The organism is Sphingopyxis sp. Q841 (assembly GCF_052384365.1).
GTDB classification, from domain to species: domain Bacteria; phylum Pseudomonadota; class Alphaproteobacteria; order Sphingomonadales; family Sphingomonadaceae; genus Sphingopyxis; species Sphingopyxis terrae_A.
The window spans coordinates 993,274-1,018,507 of sequence record NZ_JBQSUM010000001.1; the positions used below are offsets into that span (position 1 = coordinate 993,274).

Consider the following 25,234-nt stretch of genomic DNA (forward strand, 5'->3'; position numbering starts at 1 on the left):
TCCTCAGGCGACTCTCGCCAGCGCCGCGATAGTAGCGGTTCCGGCGAGCCGGCCATAGAGCGCCGCGACCCCGGCGAGAATATCGTCCCAGCAATAGCGGTCCGCGGCCGCCGCAGCAGCGCGGCGCAGCACCGCGAGCTGCGCGGGTTCGTCGATAAGCTGCGCGATCGCATCGGCATAGGCCGCGGCGTCGTGCGGCGGGACCAGCAGGCCGGTGCCGCCATGCACGATCAGCGACGAGGCGCTGGAAACGTCGGCCGACACCACCCCGATCCCCGATGCCATCGCCTCCAGATTGACGTTGCCGAAAGCCTCGGTCACGCTGGGATTGACCAATATGTCGGCGCTCGCCACCGCGCAGCCAAGGTCGGCGCCGGCCAGATGGCCCAGGAAGGCGACATTGGGCAGTCGCCGCGCGAGCCAGTCGCGCGCCGGTCCTTCGCCGACGATCATCGGGCGCACATTATAGCCGCGCGCGCGGAGCGCCTCGATCGCGTCGGCAAAGACGCCGAGCCCCTTTTCGAGCACCAGCCGCCCGAAAAATAGCGGCACCACATCGCCGGGTGCATAGCCGAGCCGGGCGCGAAAGGCGTTGCTGCGCAGCGCGGGATGAAAGGCGGTACGGTCGACCCCGCGCGACCAGATCGACACATTGTCGCGGCCGTAGAGCGCCGCGAATTCGTCGAGGATTGGCGGCGTCGGCAGAAGGATATGATCGGCATCGCCGTAGAAGCGCCGCAGATAGGCCTCCATCGGCCGGCGCAGAAAGCCGAGATGATAATATTCAGGGTAGGTTTCGAAGCGCGTGTGGAGGCTCGCGACTACCGGAATGCCGGCGGCCCGCGCATATTTTTGCGCCTGGCGGCCCAAGATATCGGGCGCCGAGAGATGGACGATATCCGGGGCAAATGCCTTGAGGTCGGCGCGGGCAGCGCCCGTGAAGCCAAGCGCGAGGCGATATTCGGGGCGCCCCGGGATGCTTGCAGAGCGCACCGAGACAATATCGCCGACCGATTCGAACGCCTTCGTCGGCGCGGTCGGCGAATAGATACGTACCGCCATTCCTGCGCGATCGAGCAGATAGGCGACGAGGCGGTTGAGCGCCCGATTGGCGCCGTCGCGCACGCAGTCGTAATTGCCCGAGAAGAGCCCGATGCGCAGCGGCCGGCCGGCGGGCGAACGCCCCGCGACCCGGCTCGATTCCAGATCATGCTTCATGCCCGGTTTACGCCCCCGCGGCGCGGCTTATTCCATCGGCGCGCTCGGCGCGCTAAGATTATGGCTACAAAGGAGAGACGGACATGATCGGACTGTTCGCGGCGATTTCGGCGGCACTGGCGGTCGCGGCGGGTGCCTTCGGGGCGCATGGCGCGGCGGGACCGCAGGAGGCCGACTGGCTGCGCACCGGCGGCCTGTATCAACTGGTCCACGCGGTTGCGGCGCTCGCGATCATGGGGACCGCACGGGGCCCGGCGATCATGCTGCTGATCGGCGGCGGGCTTTTTGCCGTCACCCTCTATGCGATGGCGCTCGGCGGACCGCGCTGGCTGGGCGCGGTGACACCCGTGGGCGGCACCCTGCTGATCGCCGGCTGGCTGTGGGCCGCGTGGCTCTACTGGCGCGGCTGATCGTCAGGCGACGAACCAGTCCTTGACGGGCGTGCCCGTATCGGCGCGTCGATCGAGGGGCCAGGCCGCAGCCCCCCCTTCGGCTATGGCGCTAGGGTATGAACCATTGCAGCCCGTCGGCGCGCCGGCGCTGCATGCGGGCTTCGTGAAATTCGAAGGTGCCGGGAAAGGGATTGCGTTCGAGTAGCGGACGATCGGCGAAGCGCATGGCATATTCCTGGCCGCCGTAGGGACGCCAGCGGGCTGCCGACGGCGCGACCGGCTTTCCGGTCGCGGCAAAGCTGGTCCAATAGTCGATCATCTGCTCCGCGGGCCGCACCTCGGCCGGTCCCTCCGCCGCAGGCCAGTTGCGCGACCCCGCGACCGGACGCCCGGCAATGCCGAAGACGAACGGTAGCTCGCTCGCATGAAAGGCGCAAAGATCGCGCGCGCGGGCCGCCGGGTAGCAATGATCGAAGACGTAAAGATAAGCCGGCGCTCCGGCCGCGGTCTGCGCGCGGACCAGCCGTTCGGTTGCCCATCCGTAGATGGTGTCGCGCGTCGCGGCGAGCATGCTCTCCGTCCCGCCCGACGCCGGATACAGCTTGAGATAGGCGGCGGCGAGATCGCCGTAACGCTTCGCGGCCGCCGCCGCATAGTCCGCCGGGTCGCCCGGCATGGCCGGCACGAGCCGCCGCTGCGATCGCACCTCGCCGCTGTTGAAGCCGGCGAGCAGCGGCACCTTCATCTGCGCGCCGCGGTCGAGGATGTTGACGAGCTGGTCAGGGACGACCACGCCATCGACCACCGGCTGCGCGGGGAAACGGGCGCGCACCGCCGCCGCCAGCAAAGCATCGGGATCGACGGCGCGCAGCGCGGCGATGTCGGCAGCGCCCAGCGCTTCGCCCAAAGCCTGCCCGCTCGCTTCGGCGGATGGCAGACCGAACGCCGCTTCGCGCAGGCGCAGCATCGCGCGCATATTGGTGCTCTGGACGATCGCCTTCGCGAACAAGCCGCGGGCTGGCGGGCTGGCGAGAAGATAGGAGACGCTGAGCGCCCCGGCCGATTCCCCCATCGCGGTCACATTGGCGGGATCGCCGCCGAAGGCCGCAATATTGCGCTGCACCCAGCGGAGCGCCGCCATCTGGTCGAGCAAGCCGTAATTGCCCGAGACATTTTGCGGCGATTCGGCGCTCAGCCCCGGGTGCGCAAACCAGCCGAAGACGCCGAGGCGATAGTTGATCGACACGAAGACGATCCCGCGCCGGGCGAATTCGCGTCCGTCGTACATCGGGCTCGCGCTGCCGCCGAATTGCAGCGATCCGCCGTGAATCCACACGATCACCGGCGCCTTCTTCGCCCCCGCCGGCGCCCAGATGTTGAGCGTCAGGCAATCCTCGCTCTGGGGGCGGGGCGCTTCGAAATAGACGCTGTCGGCGGGATAGGCGGGCTGGACGCAGTCGGGTCCGAACTCGGCCGCCTGTCGCAGGCCCGACCAGGATGGCGGCGCTTCGGGCGGCTGCCACCGCCGCTCGCCCACGGGCGGCGCGGCATAAGGCAAGCCGCGGAATATGCGCACATTGTCCTGCCATGTGCCGGCGACGCGTCCTTCGCCGACGGTCGCCGTCGGCGCCTCGCGGGGGGCGGGTGCGGCCCCCGACAGACCAAGGACGGCGCACAGGCCGATGACGATCTTTCCAAGCGGCGACAGGCTCATCAGCGCATTTCCTCTTCCCGGCGGCGATGCTTGCCATCGTCTATCCGAGTATCTACGCTCACTTGTGAGTGAATATCAAGCCGTCAGCCGGCATTGACCGGCACGGGCGCCGCGTCACAATGTCCCGCCGTCTGAAAACAGCGGCGGGAACAGCCGCAAGGGAGAGCCGATGACCGATCCGACGAGGCGCCATTTCATCACCGCCGCGACCGCCCTTCCCGTCGCCGTCAGCGCCGTGAGCGCGGGCGCCACCATGACCGACACGATCGCGAGCGACCTCGCCGCCTATATTGGTTTCGGCAACAAGCGCGCAGGCGGCGCCGGCGACAATGCGTGCGGCCACTGGCTCGCCGATCAGCTCGCGCGCGCCGGCTACGCGGTCGAAAAGCCGGCCATCTCTGTTCCCCATTTCGACGCCGGAACGTGCGACATGGTCGTCGGCGACACCCGCGCCGCGCTGATGCCGCAGCCGATCGTGACACCGACCGCCGCCGGGGGCGTGACGGGGCCGCTGGTGCGCGTGGATGCGCAGGGCCGCGCCGACGCGCCGTTGGCGGGCGCGATCGCGCTCGTCGACCTGCCCTATGGCCGCTGGTCGTCGGCGCTTGCCAAGCCGATTCGCGCGCCCGTCGAGACCGCCTTCGCGGCGGGCGCCAGAGCGGCGGTGATCGTCACCAACGGGCCGACGGGCAAGATCATCGCGCTCAACGCCGATGGCCGCGCGCCGATGTTTGCGGGTCCGGTCGGTCTGCTCACGCCTGCCGACGCCGCACCTTTTTGGGAGGCAGCGATGCGCCATGCCGCGGCGACGGTGCGCCTGACCGGCGATGGTGGACGGCGGGCCGCCTTCAACGTCATCGGGCGCCTCGACCGCGGCAAGGCGAAATGGGTGGTCGTATCGACGCCGCGTTCGGGCTGGACCGACTGTGCGGGCGAGCGCGGCGGCGGCATTGCCGCATGGCTGGACCTGGCCCGCGGCATCCCGGCGCTGCTTCCCGACCACAACCTCGCTTTCCTGTGCAACAGCGGCCATGAATATGAAAATCTGGGCGCCGAGGAGGCGCTGAAGGCGGTGGCCCCCAAGCCCGACGCGACGCATTTCTGGCTCCACCTTGGCGCCAACCTCGCGGCGCGTGACTGGCACGAAGGCCTGTTCGGCCTCGCCCCGCTGGCTGGCACCGATTCGCAGCGCTATCTGGTCGTCAGCCCCCCGCTGCTTGCGACCGCGCGGCGCCTGTTCGCGGGCTTTGCCGGACTTGAAAGCCCTTACCCCAGCGACAAATTGTCGGCCGGCGAACTCACCGCGATCATCGCCGCAGGCTACCCATCGGTCGCAGGCATTTTCGGCGTCCATCGTTTCCATCATGTCGAAGGCGACGATGCGCGCTGCGTCGATGCGGGTGCGGTCGCGGCAACCACCGCCGCCTTCCGGAAGCTGCTCCTTGCCGCGGCCGCGCCGGGCTAGTGTAGGATTCTAGATCCGGTTCGCGCGCGCGATCGCGCCGAAGTGATGCGCGCTGGGTCGCGGGGTGCGGACGAAAGTGTCGCGATCGACCGCGGCCAGCCCGAAGGGCACCGAATAGCCCGACGTCCATTCGAAATTGTCGAGCAGCGACCAGTAGATATAGCTGTGGACGGCAATGCCTTCGTCGAGACAGGCGCGGACGCCGTCGAGCGCCGCGTCGATGAAGGCGATGCGGCGCGCATCGTCGGCGACGGCGACCCCGCTTTCGGTGACATAGATGGGCTTGCCGATCGTCCGGTGCGCCCAGCGGATCGTATTCGCCAAGGCCTGCGGATAAAATTCATAACCCGACAGCGTCTTTTCGGCGTCCTTCGGGGGCGGCACCATGCCCTTTTCGTCGAAGACGAGCCGCGTGTAGCATTGCACCCCGAAGAAGTCGGCGTGGTCGCGGGCGACATCGATCCAGTTGCCGTAGAGCCGCCGCTCATAATCGGCGACGAGCGACGGCGCGCCCGCCGACTGGATATCCTGAGTCGTAAGCGTGATGCCGACCGGAAGTTCGGGCCGCGCTGCCTTGATCGCCGCATAGGCCCGACGATGCGCCTCCTGCATCAGCGGGGTGGTAACCGCAGGATCGGCGAAGGCGAGGCGCGAGAATTTGGGCGATCCGGTTGCGGCGACCGCGGCCGCCTGCGCCGCCCGTTGCAGCTCCGCACCGGCTTCCGACTGGGGGAACAGCGACACGAGCAGGCCGATATTGGCTTCGTTGAAGGTGGTGACGAGATGCATCAGCCCGCCGAGCCGCTCGGCGACCCTGGCGCAATAGCGCGCGAAGAGCTGCGGCGCGTCGGCGACCTCGAACCCGCCACGCTTCGCGAACCACAGCGGCACGGTGAAGTGGCTCAGCGTCACGACGGGGGCCAGCCCCCGCGCGCGGCAGGCAGCCAGCACCCGAGCATAATGGTCGAGTTCGGCGTTCGAGAAATGCCCCTCGCTCGGCTCGATCCGCGCCCATTCGATACCGAGCCGATAGCAGTTCAGCCCCAATTGCTGCGCGAGCGCGAAATCCTGATCGTAGCGGTGATAGCTGTCGCACGCGTCGCCCGACCGCTCCTTGAACAGCGTCGGTTCGATATTCTCGGCAAGCCAGGCGTCGCTGTTGGTGTTGTTCCCTTCGCTCTGATGCGCCGAGATGGCCGCGCCCCACAGAAAGCCCTTCGGCGCGGGCTTGCGCCGCGCCGGCGCCGGGGCGTTGCCAAGCAGCACCGGCGCGGCGGCGGCGCCGACCGCCCCCTGAATCAGCGCGCGGCGCGCAATGGCATCGCCCCCGCTCATGCCTCGATGTCGCGCTTGTAGGTTTCGGGCAGGAACAGGATGCCGACGACCGCGGTCACCGCCGCAATGATGACTGCATACCACAGCCCCTGATAGATATTGCCGGTCGCCGCGACCATCGCGAAGCCGATCGTCGGCATGAAGCCCCCGATCCAGCCGTTGCCGATATGATAGGGTAGCGACAGCGAACTGTAACGGATGCGCGCCGGGAACAGCTCGACGAGCAGCGCGGCGAGCGGGCCATAGACCATCGTCGCGAGCAGCCCGAAGACGCAGAGGATCAGAATCACTTTCGTCTTGTTGACCTGCGCCGGGTCGGCTTTGTCGGGATAGCCCGCCGCATCGAGCGCCGTTTTCGCCTCGCGCCCGAAGGCGGCGACCACCGCCGCCCGAGCATCCTTGTCGAGCCCCACCGGGTCGGCGACGGCGATCACGCGGTCGCCGACGCGCACCGACGCGGCGCTTCCCGCCGGCGCATCGCGGTTGGCATAGTTGATGCCGTTCTTTGCCAGATAGGATTTGGCGATGTCGCAACTCGATTGGTCAAAGCTGTTCTTGCCGATCGGGTCGAACTGGAACGAGCATTCGCCGGCATCGGCAACGACCGTGACCGGCGCGCGCTCGACCGCCGCGGCCATCGCGGGGTTCGCGGCGACAACGAGCGCCTTGTAGAGCGGAAAATAGACGAACACCGCGATCACGCAGGCGGTCATCATGATCGGTTTGCGGCCGATACGGTCACTGAGCCAGCCGAAGAAGACGAAACTTGGAATGATGATGAGGAGCGCCGTCGCGACCAGGAAATTGGCGGTCGCGCCGTCCACCCGCGCGATACGTTCGAGGTAGAAGAGCGGATAGAGGTGCGCGGCAAAGCCGATCACCGCCTGCCCCGCCACCGCCCCGAACAGCGCAATGAGCACGATCTTCAAATTGCGCCATTCGCCAAAGGCCTCCTTCAGCGGCGCCTTCGACGTCGCGCCGGCCGCCTTCATCCGTTGGAACACCGGGCTTTCCTCAAGCTGCAGGCGTATCCACAGCGCGACCGACAACAGCACGATCGAAAAGATGAAGGGAAGCCGCCAGCCCCAGGCGTTGAAGGTATCGGCATCCATGAACAATCGCAGCGACACGACAAAGGTCGACGCCAGGATCAGCCCGATCATCGCCGTCGTCTGGATGAAGCTGGTGTAGAGGCCGCGTTTTCCGGGCGGGGCATGTTCGGCGATATAGACGGCGGCGCCGCCATATTCGCCGCCGATCGCCAGTCCCTGCAGCAGACGCAGCAGCATCAGGATGATCGGTGCCGCGACCCCGATCGTATCATAGCCGGGCAGAAAGCCGACCGCAAAGGTCGACAGTCCCATGATCGCCATGGTGACGAGGAAGGTATTCTTGCGGCCGACGATGTCGCCGACGCGGCCGAACACGAGCGCGCCGAACGGCCGCACCGCAAACCCCGCGGCAAACGCCATCAGCGCAAGGATGAAGCCCGTCGTTTCGTTCACCCCCGAAAAGAAGTGATGCGAAAGCGCCGTAGCGAGCAGGCCATAGAGATAGAAGTCATACCATTCGAACACTGTCCCCAGCGACGAAGCGGCGATCACCAGCTTCTCATTCTGCCCCTTGCCCGCTTCGGGCGCGGCCTGGCTGTCGGTCGTCATATCCTTCTCCCTTCATCCCGGCAGCGACGGCGGGCTCTTGACCGGCCCGTCCGCCACGCCCCGGGGATTGTCAGCGTTGCACCGCCATCGTCGGCGCCGTGAAACCCGCATTCGCCAGTTCGCGCTCGGCCTGCGTGAAGCCATAGGCCGGCACGACCTCGCCGCGGCGATCGGTGATGCGGTCCCATTCCGAAACCACGCGCGCGGCCGCATCCTCGCCGCGGCCCACGAACAGCCCGTCGGTCAGCGTGACATGCGCGCTCGCGAAATGCCCGGCCCCCGCACAGAGGATGGCGCGCGTCGGTGCGGTATCGCCGACCAGCGCGAGCAGCCCGGGGCTCACCGCCTCGGGCGCCAGCCGCGCCAGCGCTTCGGGCGCGAGCACGCCGTCGGTCATCGCCGTCGCCGCGGTCGGCGCCAGACAGTTAACCCGGATATTGTGCCGTTCGCCTTCGAGCGCGAGCGTCTGCATCAAGCCGACGAGTGCCATCTTTGCAGCGCCGTAATTGGCCTGGCCGAAATTGCCGTAGAGCCCCGACGAAGAGGTCGTCATCACGATGCGTCCGAAGCGCCGCGCGCGCATCTGGTCCCACACCGCCTTCGAACAGATGGCGGCGCCCATCAGGTGAACGTCGACGACCAGGCGGAAATCGTCGATGTCCATCTTCGCAAAGCTCTTGTCGCGCAGGATGCCGGCATTGTTGATCAATATGTCGATCCCGCCCCATGCCGCGGTCACATCATCAACCATCGCCGCGACCTCAGCGGTGTCGGTAACCGAAGCGGGCGCCGCGATCGCTTGCCCGCCCGATGCGACGATCTCGGCCGTCACGGCTTCGGCGGCGGCGGCGTCGCGATCGTTGACGACGACGCGCGCGCCATGGCCTGCCAGCATCAGCGCGTGGGCGCGGCCCAGCCCGCCGCCCGCCCCGGTCACGATCGCTACCCGGTCCTGCAAGTCCTTCTTCATCGCCGCCCTCTCGCTTTCAAATCATAACTCACTTGTGAGTGAATTTACTCTGGTGCGCTGTGAGCCGCGGTAGACACGCAGCGCACGCTGGCTTTAACCCCTGTCCTGCTTTCGCTGCTCGCAAATTTCGCGGAAACCCGCCGCCATGAAGCGCGCCATCCGGTGCTTTACCGCTTCATAATCGTCCGACAGGCACAGGCCGTGCGACAATTTGTCGATACGCCCGGTCCGCGCGAGCGTGAGCATCAGCGCGCCGGTCACGAAGTGATAGCCCCAGAAAATATCTTCCTCGGCCGCGTCGGGCAGCGCCTTTTTCAATATGTCGATCAGCCGCAGGACCACGGGATCGAAATATTTGTCCATGAATTCCGCGCCTTCGGGGCTGTTCGACGCCTGCGCACCAAAGGCCCCGTAATTCTTCCACCCCTCGCCGCCCTGGATGTAGAGATCGAGGTCGGTGTCGAGAAAGGCGTGCAGCGCACCTTCGACCGTCGGCTTGCCGGCGGCGGCGCGCTCATAATCGTCGAGCGCCTGCATCCGCCGATCGATCGTAACGACGGCGCGGCGCGCGAAAACGGCATCGAACAGCGTCTGCTTGTCGTCGAAATAATAGTTCAGCAGCGTGTGGTGGACGCCGACCTGCTTTGCGACATCCTTCAGCGTGACGCCGTGAAAGCCATGCTTCGAAAACAGAAGTTCGGCGACGTCGAGAATCTGCTCCATCATTTCGGCGCGCTGCTCCGCCTTCGATGGCCGCTTTGCCGCAGTCTTTGCCTTCGACGCCAAATTCACTTCCTTCCGGGGCTTCGTTCAATCGGGTGCGACCGCGTGGGCCTACACCTGTCCATATTCCGCCCGCAATTGCATTTTGTCGATCTTGCCCGTCGGCGCGAGCGGCATCGCGGCCAGACGCACGACGGCGTCGGGAACCCACCAGGATGCGACGCGGCCATCGAGTGAACCCAGCAGATCGGCATCGCTGATCGCATCGTCGCAGGTTTCGACGAGCAGGATCGGCCGCTCGCCCCATTTGGGATCGCTGCGCCCGATCACCGCGGCGAGCGACACTTGCGGCAGCCCTGCGACGATCGCCTCGATCTCGGCGGGATTGATCCACTCACCGCCCGATTTGATCAGATCCTTGGCGCGCCCGGTAATGGTCAGATTGCCCCCGGCGTCGATCCGCGCGAGGTCGCCGGTGTCGAACCAGCCGTCGGCATCGGTCGCCGGCTCGCTCTGCCCAAAATAGCGTTCGACGACCGAACCGCCGCGCACGCGCAAATGCCCCTCGGCACCGCGCTGCTCGGCGAGCGCCCGCCCGTCGCCGTCGGTGAGCAACAGGTCGATCCCCATCGCGGGGCGCCCCGACAGATCCGGTCGCCGCGCCGGGTCGCCCGGCAGCGCCGCCGTCCCCAGCGGCGACAACTCCGTCATGCCCCAGCTCGTCTGCACCTCGACACCCAGCCGCCGTTCGATCCGGTCCATCAGCGCCGGCGGCATCGACGACCCGCCGACCAGGATACGCTCAAGCGTCGGTACCTCGCCGCCCTCGGCCTCCAGATGCTCGACCAGCCCCAGCCACACCGTCGGCACGCCGACCGCCGCGGTAACGCCTTCGGCCCGGATCAGCCGGGCAAGATGCGCGCCGTCGCTGTGCCGTCCGGGCAGCACCAGCTTGGCGCCGACGGCGGGTGCGGTGAAGGGAATTCCCCACGCATTGGCGTGGAACATCGGCACGACAGGCATCACCGCATCGCGCGCGGTAATGCCGAGAACGTCGGCCTGAAGCTGGCGCATCGTGTGAAGATAGCAACCACGATGCGTATAGGTGACGCCCTTTGGCGCGCCCGTGCTGCCCGATGTAAAGCACAGCCCCGACGGGGTATTCTCGTCGAAATCGCCCCACGGCACATCGGCGGCCGCGCCGACGATATGCGGTTCGAGCGCATCCTCCCCTTCGGCCTCGTCGAGCAAAAGGATGCGCGGCGGCGCGCCGAGGCCGCGCGTCGCATCGCGCGCCAGCCCCAGAAGGTCGGCGCTCGCCAGCAGCACCGACGCTTCCGACTGGCGCAGCATCGACCCGAGCTGCGCCGGGGTCAGGCGCGGGTTGAGCGTGTGACAGATCGCGCCCATCCCCATGATGCCGTACCACGCCTCGACATGGCCCTGCGTATTCCAGGCCAGCGTCGCGACGCGCGCGCCCTTTGCGATCCCGAGCGCCGCCAGCGCCGCTGAAACGCGCAGCGCACGGTCCCGCAGCGCCGCATAGGCGATGCGCCGGACGCCGCCGTCCAGTCCCGCCGACACCACTTCGGCGCCGGGATGCCATTTCGCGGCATGGGAGAGGAATTTGTCGAGCGTCAGGGCATAGGACTGCATCGAACCGTCGATCATTGGCACCCCTCGGCCTTCGGCGGCAGCGGCGGCGCGATGATGCCGACGTTCCAGTTCCACGCTATATCGCCCGCCGCGCGGCGGCGGCAGACCACCGCCTCGTGCAGCGCCGCGGTGCCGGGGAAGAGATTGTGGCCAGCGCGCGGTGTATCCGCAAAATGCAGAAAGCCGCGATCGTCGGTATAGTCGGGCCAGTCCGGCCAACCCTTGGCCTGGGGCTTGCCGGTCGCGGCGAAGCTCGCCCAATAATCGCCCATCGCTTCGCTGAGCTTGCGTTCGGCCAGCGTGTCGGGAATTTTCGGCCACAGCGGCGGGGTCCGCGACGCGGTGCCGAATACATAGGGCAGTTCGGAGGCGTGAAAGGCGTGGAGATTCCACTCCTGGGTCGCGGGATAGCCATGATCGAAGAGATAGAAATAGGCGCCCTTGCCCGCCGCCGCCTGGTCGGAAACCAGCCGCTCGGCGGTCCAGCCGTACATCGCATCGCGTGTCGCCGCGAGCATGCTTTCGTCGATGTTCTTGGCCGGATAGCGCGCGAGGAACATGTCGGCGAACTCGCCATAGCCAGCGCGAACCGCGGCCTCATAAGCAGCCGCATCGGCCGGCGGCTTCGGCAAGAGAAAGCGCAGCGACCGGATTTCGCCGCTGTTGAAACCCGCCAATATCGGCACCGGCGCCTGTTCGCCGCGATCGAAGCTGTCGACGAGCTGGCGCGGCACGGTCTTGCCGTCGATCGCCGGAAAGGGGAAATAGCCCGTCGTCGGCACCTTGTCGGCGATCGTCTCGGCGGGCAGCGCCCGCAGCGCTGCAAGGTCGGTCGCCCCAAGCTTGGCGGCCAGATCACTCCCCTGCTCTTCGGCCGGAACCATGCCGTTGACCCGGTCGCGCAGTGCGGGTGCCGACACCATATAGGCGCTCTGTGCCACCGCCTTGGCGAACAGGCCGCGCGCAGCGGGTGCGGTCATCAGATACATCACGCTCAACGCACCGGCCGATTCGCCCGCGACGGTGACATTTGCCGCATTGCCCCCGAAGGCGCCGATGTTGCGTTTCACCCATTGCAGCGCCGCAATCTGGTCGAGCAGGCCGTAATTGCCCGACACATGATCGGGCGCCTCTGCGCTGAGCGCCGGGTGCGCGAAATAGCCGAACATGCCGAGCCGATAGTTGATCGTCACCACGACAATCCCGCGCCGCGCCAGCGCGCTGCCGTCATAAAGCGGTTCGGCGCCCGATCCCGACATCAGCGATCCTCCGTGTATCCACACGAACACCGGCGCATTTTTCGCATTTTCGGGCGCCCAGACGTTGAGCGACAGGCAATCCTCGCTCATCGCGGGCAAGCTTCCCGCATAGATATTCCCGGCGCGCGGCTTGGGCTGCATGCACGCGGCACCAAACTGACTCGCGTCGCGTACCCCGTCCCAGTCCGCCGCCGCCGCCGGGGGGCGCCAGCGGCGCTCCCCGACGGGGGCCTGGGCATAGGGAATGCCGCGGAATATGCGGACGTCGCGTTCCACAACGCCGCGCACGCTGCCCGCGGGAGCCGCGACCACCGGATCGGCGTCCGCCGCCGCCGCGATCGGGGCCGGGAGAAGAAGCGAGAGCGCGAGCGCGCAGATCCGCAAGCGGGGCATGATGTCTCTCCTGCTCCGGCCGATCAGAAGCGATAGTCCGCGCGAACGCCGACGGTGCGCGGGCGCATCCGGGCGTAGCGACCGTCGAGGAAGGCTTCGGGATGGACGTAGGTGATCGAACTGTCGTTGAAGAGATTTTCGACATAGGCGGTCAGCCCGAGCGCGCCGAGCTTGACCCCCGCGTAAAGGTTCACGTTGGTCCAGGCCTCGGTATAATCGAAGGTCGGGCTGACCACATTGGGTTTGCCCGGCACGTTCGGGAACTGGTTGGGGAATGACCCCGCATGCGACACGTTCACCGCGCCGAAGCCGCTGTTGCTGCCGGCCATCTGGAAATCATAGCGCAGCGTCGCCGAGCCCTGGAAATGGGGCGAGGCCAGCCGGGTGCCGACTTCGGCGCCCGAAATGGCCGCCTCGACCGCCGTCAGCTTGGTAACCTTCGCCTCGTTGAACGATCCGTTGACCGCGAGGCTGAGGCCCTGGATGGGCCGCGCCATGATCTCGAACTCCAGACCATAGCTTTCGGCGCCGCCGATATTGGTCGCGAACTGGATCGAATCCGACACGCGGTTCGCCTGGACCTGGATATTCTTCCAGTCGATATAATAGGCGGCAAGATTGGCGGTCAGATCGCCGCCCAGCCACCGGCCCTTCAGCCCGGCCTCATAGTTGGTCACGCTGTCCGAACGGGCGCCGCTGGGGATGACGATATCATTGGGGTCGATCGTGCTCACCAGCCCGGCGCGCGCATTGACCACCGGGGTGCGGAAGCCGGTCGACACGGTGACATAGGTCGTCAGATCCTCGCTCGGCTTCCACGACGCGCTCGCCTTCCACGACAGGCGGTCGTCCGAAACCTTCAGCCCCTCGGCATAGGGGATCGAGGTGATCGCGAGCGGCGGCACAAAAAAGCCGCACGCCGCCGGGAAGGACAGGCAATAGGCAATGGTGAGGTAATTGCTGTTGTAGCCGCCGCCGCGGGTGAAGCTTTGCACCTGCGTATTGCCGTAGCGCAGCCCGCCGGTGATCCAGAATTTGTCGCTGAACTTATAGGTCAGCTCGCCGAAGCCCGCGACCTCGCTCTGGTCGGTATAGCTGTTGAAGCGCTGATAATATTCGTCGGGCAGCCCGACGATATTCTTCGCCGCCAGATATTCGGGGCTCGACCGGTAAGCGAAATCGACGCTCCGGCGCTTGTCATAATAGAAGAAGCCCGCAACCCACTGGAACGGCCCGTCGCCGCGCGAGACGAGCCGCGTTTCCTGAACGAACAGATCGTCATAACCATAGGCGTCGAGCGCGAAGGGGAAGGCCTGCGCATAGGTGCCGGCCAGGTCGACATAGAAGGACGCATCATAGGTCGACAGCGTCGTCGAACTGATCAGCTCGGCGAAATCAAACTCGTAATTGACCGTGAGATTATAGTTGGTGAGCTTGCCCTGAAACAGGTCGGGCCGGTCCGAATTGCGCACGAACTTGCCAAGCGTCGGGTTGATCAGGCCCGAATCGGCGGGCTTGCTGTTCTCATAGGAAATGAGCAGCTTCACCTTCATCCGGTCGCTCGGCCGCATCAGCAGGATCGCGCGGCCGCCATAGGCTTCCAGGCTGTTCGAATCCTTGATCCCGGTGCCGATATTGTCGACCCAGCCGTCCTCGTTGCGATAATAGCCGGTGATGCGAAGACCCATTTCGTCCTGCATGATCGGCACATTGACCATCGCATTATAGCGCTGGCGCAGCGCGCTCGATCCCGTCAGCCCCAGATCGACGCTCGCCGAGGCGGCAAACGCATTGAGGTCGGGGCTCTTGGTGATGATCCGCATCGCACCCGCCAGCGAGTTCGATCCGAACAGCGTCCCCTGCGGCCCGCGCAGAAACTCGACGCGCTCGACGTCGTAGAGGTTGGGATCGAGGATGGTCGAATTGCCGTTCGCCGAGATCGGCAGTTCATCGACATAAATGGCAACCGCACTCTGCAGCCCCGCCGAATAGCCGTTGGTGTTGATGCCGCGGGCGGTGAAATTGTTGAAATTCTGCGTCGGACGGTTGACGACGATGCCGGGCGTATTCTGCGCGATACCTTCATAACCGACGATGCCCAAATCGTCGAGCTCGCGCTGGCCGAACGCCGTGACGCTGAGCGGCACGTCTTGCAGACGTTCGCTACGGCGCGTCGCGGTGACGATGATATCTTCGCTGGGCCGCGCGCCGTCCCGTGCCGCCTCGTCGGCGGGCGGCGGCGCGTCGGACGACTGGGCCTGGGCAGCAACGGGTAGCGCGAACAGGGCGACCGCCGAAGCGGACACGAGCAACGGTGCCTTCATGAAACCTCTCCCTCCTGGACGGCCTTATCGAAGCCGTCTCTGCCGCGGATTTATGACCGCGGCCCGCTTCGATGTCAACACTCACTCACATGTGCGTGAACAAATGAAATGCCGCACGGGTGAAGCGGGCGAGCGCCGTTGCGATGCCTCGATATCTCGAACGGGGTAGGAAGCGAACGTTGCCACTTTCCCCAACCGCTCACCCTGAGCTTGTCGAAGGGTGGCCTGTGAACACCCTTCGACAAGCTCAGGGTGAGCGGAAAGGTGGCGCCGCATAGCCGTCGTTTCTCGTCATGCTGAACTTGGTTCAGCATCCATGGACGGAGCTTTCGTCCGGCGCAGCGCAAAAGGAAATGGCGGACCATGGATGCTGAAACAAGTTCAGGATGACGATGCTGTGAATGTCGCGCTTCGGTCGTTTCCGGTCGGAGCGAAAATGTCGTAGCCGACCGCCAGCGGCAATGTCGCACCATAAAGAGCAACGAAAATGGCGCGCCACGACCGGCGAAGATGAGCAATACAGCTTCGCTATAGCACTCCCTTGCGCGGCGCCGAGGAGCAATGCGTAGAGCGAACCTGATTCGTAGTTGACTGTCGGCTTCGCGGCACCACCTCCCAAAAATTGACGTTCGCTAGCACCGGATTCAGCCCCGTCTCACGAGACGGGACGAGACATTAATTTCTCCCAACAGATCGAGCGCAAGGAGATCGAGATGAAACTATAATTTCGGCGCAGGATTGGGCCTGCCTTCGAGGCAGGGTCTCAATGTCAGTGACAAGGCTGGTCGGCCCTTGCGGCGGATACAGCCTCTGACCTAGCGGTTAGAAATTAGCCCTCTTCGACCTCTTCATCCATTTCAATATCGGCAGGCTTAGTAGGTCTAGGAGTTATGGGAGCGCCCGCAGGAACACCCTCCGACTTTTCGGCCTTTTTCCCACCAAACTTCAAAGCTTCGTGCCATGGACTTCCATGAGTTTCATGCTCAACAAATCGCAACGGCGCCTCTTCGAGACGGTCCAGCGCAGACGAGAACAAGCGCTGCGCGAATGAAGGGTCTATGCTTGCTGCTTCCCGGCGATAACCTTCGTAGGCTTTCGCAACTGAAGCTTTGAAGGCGTAATCTTCGGCAAGGCGAAAACGTTGCCCTATTTGCTTCGTCGCAATCCACGCGAACCAGACAGGAGCGGCGATTGATAGGAAGCTGAGGAATGTGTTTAACCAAATAGCTGTCGCGCTCGCATTAGACTTGATCAGGTCCTCAACCAGCGAGATACGAAACCAGCCGATGACGCTGCCGGCGATCAGCGCAACCAGAAGTCCACCGACCCATACCCACATTGACCAAGCAAGCGACCTAGCCCGCGTTTCGAATGCTGCTCCCAGCCCCATTGTTGTTGCTGCGCTGTATGCATCCTCTGTGCGCTTGACGAGCTGAACAGCCTCCTCTTTCTTCTGCTGAAGGTCTGCCATAACCTGTTTAACGACATCGGCATTAGCGGCGACAGTGCTGGCGTCTCGCTCGGCGTCTTTCGACATAGCAGCTACTGCTTCCCGAGCCTCATTGAGGGTTTCTAGATCAGTAGGGAGCGAGAGAGCTGCGTCGTGGGCGGCGTTTATAGCCTTGACCTGATCATCCAAGGTCGAAACGCTGGCCGTGACCGTCTTTATGCGCGCGGCAAGCGCACGTGTCTTCTTCGCCAGATCGCCTGGCATTTTTTCGTCTTTCGCGAGGCTTTCCCAGTCGGTGCGAATGACGAACAAATTTGCGAACGTAGCCTCAAGCCAATCCAATAAAGCTGTGTACGCCCGAAACGCCTCGGCGCCATTGCCATTCCAAAAATACTGGGGAAGATTGGCCGTCTCTTCGTCGATCCGTGTAGCGTAGGCGTCCACATTGAACTTGGAATCGACCATCGCCGGATCAATTCGCGCTATTCTATCGCGCAACGAATAGGCCAATTTCGCAATGTTCGCTGCGGTGAGGTTTGGAAAATTCCAACCATTATTCTGACGCAGGGTCGTATTCGAAGTATTGGATGCTTTCACAGCATCGCCCAGACGAGTCAGCGCCTCAGTAATTGGTGTCAATTTTTTTGTCATAAGCCCCTCTTACAGACCGTATATCGCACGTGACAGGGTGTGACAAATATGTTGCCGTGGGGAAATTGCCTGAATGATCGATCCATCGAAGGCACACTAGGGTCAAGAATCGATCCAAAAGTTGGCACATCACCGCTTAAAGGGCCAAGCCGACTTATCGGTCTCACTATGGCCGAATGCGGTTCGGCAACTTCCAGACGCAAGTATAAGAAAGCGGACAATCGTCGAGCGCTAGCGTAGAAGACGTAAAGCGATCGATACCCATTGCATCGCGTTCGGTTATACGGACTCATGGCTTTGCGACCTTCACAGTATCGAGGAGCGCTTTCTCCGGCCCAAGCGGCAGTAGGTATCGCTTTGGCCGGGGCGAATGCCAGTCGGCTAAGCCAACGTCGTCAAAAAGGGAGCATCTTGGGATCGACCCAACCGTCAAACTTCTCTGCGCCGATTGCCCAGAGGTTTCCGCGCTTGGCTGCGATGGACACTGATGGCCGACCGGTCACGATCCAAGTCGGAAACCTCATTAGTTCGGTTTGCTCGGCCAGATGCGCCAAGCAGCGGTCGACGAAGACTCTACCGCGCATAGAAACGACTGACTGGCCATCCATTTCCTGACCTTCCGGTATGACAGCCAGCTTCTTGTAACGGAGATAGCGAGGCAGCTCGCTCGACTTGTCCCACGCAACGGCAGGCATTGGGGTGGTGGGCCAAGTCGCGTCTTCCGGCAGAAAGTGTGTGTTCACGTCTATTAGACGATCCGGGGTTTCGACCCAGAAGTGTGAGAAATGTTGGCCATCGCTGGCGAAGCCTTTGATGCTTGGCGTCTTAGCGTCCTTCGAAAGAATAAAGGCCACTGAATCCCCGGCAACGGCCCACGCGCGCTCTCCGGCTTCTCGAAGCAGCGCGAGAGTGCCGAAGGTTGCATAGGAACAGCGCTTATAGAAGTCGTCCGGGAACTCGTCGCGGAGCGCTTGCGCGACGATTGCGAGACGATGTTCTAACTGCCGCAAGTGCAGCTGAGTCACGACTTTGCCAGCGTTGCTGGGAGGAGTTTATTTCGCCAGCTCATGTCGGCAAACCCACAAGCACCTCGTCCTCAAGGAAAAGGCCTGACTGGATCACATGTGCTTTCATTGCGCCCGGATCGGTCGAGTAAGCTACCAGTGCCAAGCTGGATTTGGCTCGGCTACAAGTGACGTAAAAAAGTCGTCGCGTGCGATCGACCGAGGAATCCTTGCCATCTTCCTTATTCTTCAGATCGCTGGCACTCGGCGCCTTGGCTCCAAGCAGCTTGTCGTATCCGAAGAGGAAGCCGCGGGCGTCGCCGTCGTCCATGAGAACCATGACGCGATCAAACTCGAGCCCTTTAACCCCCTGATGGGTGTCAAAAGATGCCTCATGTGCGACGTACGAGGCATAGGGCGCGATCATCGAGAAAGGGCAGTCCAGAAGAGTTAGCAGGGCGGCGACGTTCTCTCCGACCGGATCGGCCTCTTCGTCATCTTCCGAAATAACCGGCTCTGCACGCGATGCAGCTAGGGCAGCTTTGAGGCTATCGGGCACCACGAAAAGGCTGGTGCTCTCGACGTTTTCCAGAACGGCGCCGCAAGTGGGTTCGCCATTCGCCCAGAGCGACATCAGGCTATCGATCGCTGCCTGCGCTGTGCGCAGTTGCTCCAAAGGCTTTTCCGAGCCTTTGAGCATGTCCTTGCTCAACAGCGGCGACGCTTCGCGGACGAGCTTGGTCGCTAAGAACTTGTCGCCTCGTTGGGTGGCCGTAACCAGCGGAAGAACGCTGTGCGTGAAAAATCGGGCCGGCGCGAAGCTGCCGTCGAGAAACGCTGTGCGGAAAGCTTCGACCGGCGCGATTGCCTCGAACAGTTGCTCAAACCCCATCCGCTTCGCAGCCATATGGTGCTCAAGCGTGAGAATCTTGCACTGATCGCGATCACTCCAACCCGCATCGCCGGTGAGGTCGGCCATGTAGGCGCGAACGCCATCTTCCTTTGCAGGCTTATCTGCCGTGTCGACGGGGAATAAGAATAGCCGCGCCCATCCTTCAATTGCGTCGTCGCGAGGTTCCTGCATCTGCTTGTCGGCGTCCGATCGAATGGCATTGATCAGGCGCACGATGCGCTTTGGGCAGCGATGGTTGAGCACCTTCTTGGGCGTTTTCCACCCCGGTGGCAGCGCATTTTCAATGTTCTCTTTGCCGTCCAGATAAATGCGCTGCATCGTGTCGCCGATGAGCCCCAAGCAGAAGCGGCTTGCGTGCGCCTGTTGAACCGTCAGGAGGGCATCCACCAGCGTCTTGTTCGTGTCCTGACTCTCGTCGATCAGCACGAACGGATATTTCTCAACGAACATCCGCTGCATCAACGACTTCTCAAGCAGGAAAGTCGAAAAAATCTTAATGACTTCACTGTGATTGAGGGCGTTGCGCTCGCGGTTATCGCTGTTAGGATTGTAGGTGAAAGCCTTGATCTCATCGAGCCGAGCAAGGCGGCGTTGCTTTGATTCAATCGATGCCAACCGCACGGCCGACGCTTTCGTACCGGCGCGCCCCTTGGCCTCTTCGGCCATCAAATCGTCGATCTCAGTTTGAAGATTGGCGCGTAGCCATTCCCTTATGTCGGAGTTGAATCCCTGAATTTGCGACCACGCAAAACTATGGATGGTTTTGACCACGAAGAGCGGGTCATATTCCAACCGACGCGTGATCTCGTCACAGGCAGCGTTGGTATAAGTGATGACCGCGACGTGCCTCGCCCGTAGGCGAAGTGTATCCCGATATTTTGATGCGATGTGCCGAAGCGCGTTGACGAGTGAACGCGTTTTCCCGGAGCCAGCTCCGGCGAACAAGAAGAAACTCGCAGGATTTTCCAAGTCGAGATACGATGCGATCTCGTCCTCGACCGGGTCGTCGAGCGTGACATTCGATTCGACTGGAGCGTACTCAACGGTCACGCGGCGACCTCATTGCCAGCGCCGGCATCGGCACCAGCCTCAGGTTCTATAGGCTCTATCGCGACCAGCCCCAGCTCGGTCTGCTTTTGCTCAAGCTGCGCTGCCAGCCACAGCAAACCTTCGCGGATGTATTTGGGCGGTTTCAAATCGCTGGGATTGTCGATTTCAAGAAGATCGAGTGCGAACTCGGCTTTACTACCGCCCTTTAATGCGTCCTTCATGGCCGCGCTGAGTGCCGCAAAATCCGCGCTCTCGGCGATGGCGGTTCGGAATTTGGCGATGAGGCCGTTGCCGGGAAGCGTGGCGAACAAATCGATGTTGCCGACCACGATCGCGTCTTCCAACGTGTAAGCCAACGCTTCGGTCACGGCACCCTTGAACTCGATCTCGATCGGACACTGATACGCGACGCGCAGCGTGAATTGTTCGGCGTCATAGTCTTTGGACTTTTCAGCCTCGGGCTTATCCAGCAGCGCGTCCAATTCCGCGATTGCAGGCCACCACGTTTTGAGCGTGTGGTTACGCGTCGTATAGTTCGCCCCGCGCACAGGCGCCGCACTGGAGCCCGCTGCGTCCTGCGAATCGATGTCGGTAACGACCAGCGTTGTTAGTCCGATCTTCTCGATGAGGCTGCGCAGCTTGTGGGCATGGCTGCCTCCGATTTCGAGCCAGGTGATGTAGCTCTCAGCGAGCTTATCAAACTCGCCATGCGAGTTCACGAAATGGGGAACGAGAATACGCTCAGCCGGTCCTTCGATCAGTACGGCTGCATCGGCGAAAAAGAGGTCGCAGTGGGTGACTTTCAGGTAGCGGGTCACGAAGCGCTTGGTTTCTTGCTCATCGCCAAAAGCCTCGCCGACGTTCACCACGCACGAAGTGGGGATCGCGTGTTCGCTGGCCGGGAGCCGTCGGAAGTAGCGCAGAGAATCGAAGTGACATTCGTGAGCAATGTGGCTGGAATGGGTGCTCACCACCATCTGCGTCACGAAGTTAGAACCAGTTCCTAACTGATCGTGATTGCGAAGGATTTTGTGAGCCTGCCGGATAAAAACCTGTTGCACCTGCGTGTGCAAATGCACTTCGGGCTCCTCAATCAGAACAAGATGTAGCGGTGGGATGATCGCGTCATCGGACGCTTTGCTTTGTGCCTTTCCAACTCTCATCCAGCTGTCGCGAAATGCCATCAGGCGGAACACCATGGAAATGAGGTTCTGATAGCCAAGACCGTTTGAATCTTCGGGCAGATGCAAATTGATTGAAGCGCCGCCGGCTTGCATCGGCACAACAAATTGCACCGCGGCATCGTGGTTGAGCCCCTCGACGGGCCGCAATCGAGTTGAGATATTGAGTTTGGGATCTGTTACGCCGGGATAGCCCAGCGTGTGCATTTCCTTGAGCGGGCTCTCAAAGCCATCGCTTAGACGAACGTTGAATGCCTCTTGGGCCTCCTCGATCGCCTTGAGCGCGAGAAGGTCTCTCGCGTCTGGGCTCTCATACGGATCAAGATGGCTTTTGTAGTATTGCCGAAGCTGTGATGAAAGTTTGCGAGACGTCGATCCCGATCCTGACGTTTCACCTTCGTCGATGTTGCTTTCGCCGGCTTGGCCAAAGCCGCGCTGTGCGCTGATCTCGTCAATCCGGATGAGGCCCTTGAACGGATCACCGTCGATAGGCTCGCTACCGTTCAGTGCCTGAGGCTGAGCCCGACCATGCAGCGGATCGACGCATGCGGTCGGATCGAGCACATAAGTTTGTATCGTGAAGTAGCGCGTGACGCGGCGTTGAAGAAATTCGACCAACGTTTGCGGCCAGATTGCGACTTGAAACTTTGCGGCATCTTGCCCTTGTTGCTGGGCAAGCGCGGCACCCGCCGTTTGCAGATCGCGGGCGTCGGCACGCGCCGTCAGGTAATCTTTCTGGAGCTGGTCGCGATCCTTCGGTTCATACCTGACGCGAACGCCTAGGCGGCCACCCGCCCAATCCAAGGTCGGCAAAATTCCCTGAACGTAGTGCACTTCGTTCTCTTCGACCTGCATCCAGACGTCCAGAAAGGGAAGGAACGGCTCCCATTCTGGTTCCGGTAACGGTTGCTGTGCGACGTGCGCTGCCTCCCAAGCAGCCCCCATTGCGTCGATGCTCGGCCAACGGGACAGCGTAAAATCATTGAAGCAAAAGCTATTGCGTTCCCGATCAACGAGAAAATAGCGCAACGCGGTGATAGCAGAAGTCTTCCCGCTGTTATTTGCCCCAACGAATACGGTCTTGTCGTTAGACAGGCCGATTCTCGTTGAGATCAGCTTCCTGAAATTAGCAATCTCGACAAATTCGATCCGCATAGCCCCTCCGGCGTCCGTGTATATCCCAATCAATGCGGTCCGCAACCGAAGGAAATTCAGTCATAATGGATGTTTTTAGATCGTTTAGGTGCGAAAACTGCCTCTGACCGCTCGCAATGTGAATGGCGGCATTCGGGGCGGTGGTTTTATCGCAGGAACGACTGACCTCGGGCGCTAAGCCGACGGTGCTAAGTTGCGCGAGGTACGTGAAATCCTAAGGACGCAGTTCCCCGGCCCATATGGCGTCGCTGACACAGATGATGTCGATGCCAGACCGTACATAACTCAAATATAAGGAGAAAATCTAGGAGCGTACGGCAAGCCAAAATTGGTGCCATACGCGCAAGCTACTGAAATACCGTTCGATACGCATCCCAAGCTGGCAGCGCTTTTATCTCGCCCTCCCAAAATTCGCCCTCCCCTGCGCTTTTTGGACACTAAGTGGAGCCCGATTAAACACTGCCGGGTGCAACGCGGATGCGTGAACGGACGGAAACAACGGATCGCGACGTGACGCTTTCCAAGGGGACTGGAGCGGCAACTGAGATTAGCATTCGGGAGTGGTCGCTCTCACGCGAAACAATCTACGGCGACTTTGGCTTAGAAAGTGCCTTCGCCATTTTGTCATAACCAACCGACGTCAAATCGCCCAGATGGTTGTATGTGACAAAAGGCTTTTGTGGCGTTGGCGCCGCCCGATGGGCCGTAGCGCCGATCGCCTGCATGGCGGCGGTTTGATCACTCGTTGTCCTGAAAATGAAGTGATAGATAGTCCCGGCGATAGTCTTGCCACCGAGTTTGGCTTTTGACGGCGAAGTCATAAACGACCAATCGTCCGACACGGCTGCCCCAACGGTTTTCAAAAGAACTGAGCGCACCGGGGCGGGCTTTTTTCCGTCCGCATCAAGAGGCTTCAACTTGAGCAGCGAGCGGATGCCGACACCATGACCCGCTTTGTGCGCATCAACGAAATCGTTCCAGTCCATTTTCGCCATAGCTTAACTCCTCTTCCCGGCTATCCGCCTTTGCAGGCAGCCGAGCTAAAATCTACAACCGTGTCCCATGCCATTCCGAAAGCTGGTCAGCACCAATCTGAAACGCTGCCTTTACCGCGATGTTGTCGGGTCGCGATGCTTCGCATCGGACCCACAATTTATAGTCACACACCCTACGCACGGGTGCATAACGCTTTTCTGCCACTTTTTGAGAGGCTAATCCGATTACACTGTTGCCTCTCCGACAGAAATCGGCGGTTTTCTTGTACATTTCGAGGCTGCGCATCGCAACCTCATCAACGCGAACATTGCTGACGGAGGTGGGTGAGCTACCTGCCCTTCCCTTTGCCCCTGACGACCGGCGCCACGGTCGGGCTTAGAGCTTTTGCTCTTCTTCTCGCCGCCGAAGCTCACGCTCGACCGCCTCACGGATGAACTTCGCCAACTGACGATTACCGACCTGGGCTTCGATCCGGCGGATCGTGTCTACCGATAGCCGGATAGTCGTGGCTTTCATTCCAAGCGGCGGGCGTCCCATGCCATCGTCGCTATCGGCCTCGCGCTCAATCTCAAAGAGAATCGCGTTAATGACATCGTTTATTTGCATATACGCTACCGTTTATGATATAAACGATAGCGTAAACAAGGTTTGTTTCACCCGCGGACGATGAGCTGACGCCGAATCACGCTAGCGATGGAGGAGGTATGATCCACGAAGCCACGAGAACCCGATCTAAGGGCGCCGGGATGATGCCTCCAGCGCCGCCCTTTGCTCCAACCCCATCGCGGGGCCAGCTCCCTCTTGCCCCCGTTCTCGAACGATCGTGCGCCCGACGCGCGCTAAGTAAAACTCGCTATAGCAACGCCGAGAGCTTCTTTGTAGCGATTGAGGAGCGGCTTTTCTCTGACACGAGCGATCTTCTCTACCAGACTGGAATCGTGGCGCAGCTGGCATTGACCTCGCATCTACTGGACGTCGGTTTTGATGACAGATGGTGCGCCCGACATATCGGCCTGCATATCGGCAAGGCACTGGCATATTCAAACGCCACCGGCCTCAACTATCAGTCCGCCGCGCTCGAACGGCTGGCTCCGGTGCTGTCGCCCTACAATGTCTGGCGCAATCCGGACTTCGACGGATCGCGGCCCCCGGTTCCTACGTCGCTGCCAGAGATTCCGCCCTTGCTCCGAGAACTGCTCGATCATGTGGGAGGAGTGACGGGGCATCCTCGCCCGCGGCGGAGGAAGGCTCATGGCTGACGAAAACATCGTCGCGCGCTTCGCGCGCACAATCCGAAACCTGCTCATCCCGCCGCCCTTCGTACCTGATTTCGACGAACATCCTGATCCGCTGATTGCGCGACTGGAGTGGGCCATTGCGTGTCTGCCTGAGCAGACCCGCGAGGTGTTCCTGATGCATCGGTTCGACGATCTGCCATACGACCGCATCGCGCATCGCCTCGGCATAAGTGAAAAGGCGGTTGAGGGGGAAATCGCTAGGACGTTGTGCGCTATCCGCAAGGCGAGGGACGATTATGACCGCGAGCAAGGCGAGTAGCCATCGGGTATCCGGGGCAGGGATTTCGATTCGCTTTGGGGGACGAGACCGGAGCGCGGAACGAAGAGCCGCGCCTGCGCTACGCCTCGAAAGTAAGTATTTCTTCGCCAGCGCCCTACTCTCGGCCCCGCACGGCGGATTTATGTTCCGTTGGGCAATGAACCGCG

Annotated in this window: 19 protein-coding genes; 4 read left to right on the forward strand and 15 right to left on the reverse strand. The window is 62.4% G+C overall.

Annotated elements, in window-relative coordinates; genetic code table 11:
* Window positions 1-3: 3 nt before the first annotated feature.
* Window positions 4-1,218, reverse strand: coding sequence for a glycosyltransferase family 4 protein (locus ACT17R_RS04970; RefSeq protein WP_444809072.1), 1,215 nt, complete (start codon window positions 1,216-1,218; stop codon window positions 4-6).
* Between the two features lie 83 nt (window positions 1,219-1,301).
* On the opposite strand from ACT17R_RS04970, the gene ACT17R_RS04975 reads away from it, so the two are divergent.
* The gene (locus tag ACT17R_RS04975; RefSeq protein ID WP_003038888.1) at window positions 1,302-1,628 is read left to right on the forward strand and encodes a DUF423 domain-containing protein; all 327 of its coding nucleotides are present in this window, start codon (window positions 1,302-1,304) and stop codon (window positions 1,626-1,628) included.
* Window positions 1,629-1,719: 91 nt separating this feature from the next.
* Here ACT17R_RS04975 and ACT17R_RS04980 read toward each other — a convergent pair whose 3' ends face one another.
* On the reverse strand, window positions 1,720-3,324 hold the full coding sequence (locus ACT17R_RS04980) for a carboxylesterase/lipase family protein (protein WP_444809073.1): 1,605 nt from the start codon (window positions 3,322-3,324) through the stop codon (window positions 1,720-1,722).
* A 169-nt stretch (window positions 3,325-3,493) separates the two neighbouring features.
* Between ACT17R_RS04980 and ACT17R_RS04985 the strand changes: the two genes are divergently transcribed.
* Window positions 3,494-4,789: a PA domain-containing protein gene (locus ACT17R_RS04985; protein ID WP_444809074.1), complete on the forward strand. Its 1,296-nt coding sequence runs from the start codon at window positions 3,494-3,496 to the stop codon at window positions 4,787-4,789.
* A gap of 9 nt (window positions 4,790-4,798) precedes the next feature.
* Here the strand turns inward: ACT17R_RS04985 and ACT17R_RS04990 are convergent, their stop codons facing one another.
* The 13 genes from ACT17R_RS04990 to ACT17R_RS05050 form a co-directional block, all read right to left on the reverse strand.
* Entirely contained in the window at window positions 4,799-6,124 is a 1,326-nt protein-coding gene (locus ACT17R_RS04990; RefSeq protein ID WP_444809075.1) for a glycoside hydrolase family 1 protein, read from the reverse strand.
* The gene (locus tag ACT17R_RS04995) at window positions 6,121-7,785 is read right to left on the reverse strand and encodes an MFS transporter (RefSeq protein WP_062900787.1); all 1,665 of its coding nucleotides are present in this window, start codon (window positions 7,783-7,785) and stop codon (window positions 6,121-6,123) included. Before ACT17R_RS04995 ends, ACT17R_RS04990 begins: the two co-directional genes overlap by 4 nt.
* Window positions 7,786-7,855: 70 nt before the next feature.
* The gene (locus ACT17R_RS05000) at window positions 7,856-8,755 is read right to left on the reverse strand and encodes an SDR family NAD(P)-dependent oxidoreductase (RefSeq protein WP_444809076.1); all 900 of its coding nucleotides are present in this window, start codon (window positions 8,753-8,755) and stop codon (window positions 7,856-7,858) included.
* Between the two features lie 93 nt (window positions 8,756-8,848).
* Window positions 8,849-9,541 (reverse strand): TetR/AcrR family transcriptional regulator, encoded by a 693-nt coding sequence (locus ACT17R_RS05005; RefSeq protein ID WP_003038903.1) that lies wholly within the window; start codon window positions 9,539-9,541, stop codon window positions 8,849-8,851.
* A 48-nt stretch (window positions 9,542-9,589) separates the two neighbouring features.
* Complete coding sequence (locus ACT17R_RS05010; protein WP_341681523.1) at window positions 9,590-11,149, reverse strand: AMP-binding protein; 1,560 nt, start codon at window positions 11,147-11,149, stop codon at window positions 9,590-9,592.
* A complete protein-coding gene (locus tag ACT17R_RS05015; RefSeq protein ID WP_444809077.1) occupies window positions 11,146-12,786 on the reverse strand; it encodes a carboxylesterase/lipase family protein in 1,641 nt (546 codons plus the stop codon). The genes ACT17R_RS05010 and ACT17R_RS05015 overlap by 4 nt, the downstream gene beginning before the upstream one ends.
* A gap of 23 nt (window positions 12,787-12,809) precedes the next feature.
* On the reverse strand, window positions 12,810-15,110 hold the full coding sequence (locus ACT17R_RS05020; protein ID WP_444809078.1) for a TonB-dependent receptor: 2,301 nt from the start codon (window positions 15,108-15,110) through the stop codon (window positions 12,810-12,812).
* An 829-nt stretch (window positions 15,111-15,939) separates the two neighbouring features.
* Window positions 15,940-17,211, reverse strand: coding sequence for a hypothetical protein (locus ACT17R_RS05025; protein WP_444809079.1), 1,272 nt, complete (start codon window positions 17,209-17,211; stop codon window positions 15,940-15,942).
* Window positions 17,212-17,606: 395 nt separating this feature from the next.
* Window positions 17,607-18,236, reverse strand: a complete 630-nt coding sequence (locus ACT17R_RS05030; protein WP_444809080.1) for a hypothetical protein — start codon at window positions 18,234-18,236, stop codon at window positions 17,607-17,609.
* A gap of 40 nt (window positions 18,237-18,276) precedes the next feature.
* The gene (locus tag ACT17R_RS05035) at window positions 18,277-20,178 is read right to left on the reverse strand and encodes a UvrD-helicase domain-containing protein (protein WP_444809081.1); all 1,902 of its coding nucleotides are present in this window, start codon (window positions 20,176-20,178) and stop codon (window positions 18,277-18,279) included.
* Window positions 20,175-22,514 (reverse strand): AAA family ATPase, encoded by a 2,340-nt coding sequence (locus ACT17R_RS05040; RefSeq protein ID WP_444809082.1) that lies wholly within the window; start codon window positions 22,512-22,514, stop codon window positions 20,175-20,177. Before ACT17R_RS05040 ends, ACT17R_RS05035 begins: the two co-directional genes overlap by 4 nt.
* Before the next feature lie 584 nt (window positions 22,515-23,098).
* A complete protein-coding gene (locus tag ACT17R_RS05045) occupies window positions 23,099-23,509 on the reverse strand; it encodes a hypothetical protein (RefSeq protein WP_444809083.1) in 411 nt (136 codons plus the stop codon).
* Between the two features lie 376 nt (window positions 23,510-23,885).
* Window positions 23,886-24,116: a hypothetical protein gene (locus ACT17R_RS05050; protein WP_444809084.1), complete on the reverse strand. Its 231-nt coding sequence runs from the start codon at window positions 24,114-24,116 to the stop codon at window positions 23,886-23,888.
* A gap of 98 nt (window positions 24,117-24,214) precedes the next feature.
* Between ACT17R_RS05050 and ACT17R_RS05055 the strand changes: the two genes are divergently transcribed.
* Both ACT17R_RS05055 and ACT17R_RS05060 read left to right on the forward strand, forming a co-directional pair.
* A complete protein-coding gene (locus ACT17R_RS05055; RefSeq protein WP_444809085.1) occupies window positions 24,215-24,769 on the forward strand; it encodes a hypothetical protein in 555 nt (184 codons plus the stop codon).
* On the forward strand, window positions 24,762-25,067 hold the full coding sequence (locus ACT17R_RS05060; protein ID WP_444809086.1) for a sigma factor-like helix-turn-helix DNA-binding protein: 306 nt from the start codon (window positions 24,762-24,764) through the stop codon (window positions 25,065-25,067). Before ACT17R_RS05055 ends, ACT17R_RS05060 begins: the two co-directional genes overlap by 8 nt.
* The last annotated feature ends 167 nt before the right edge of the window (window positions 25,068-25,234 follow it).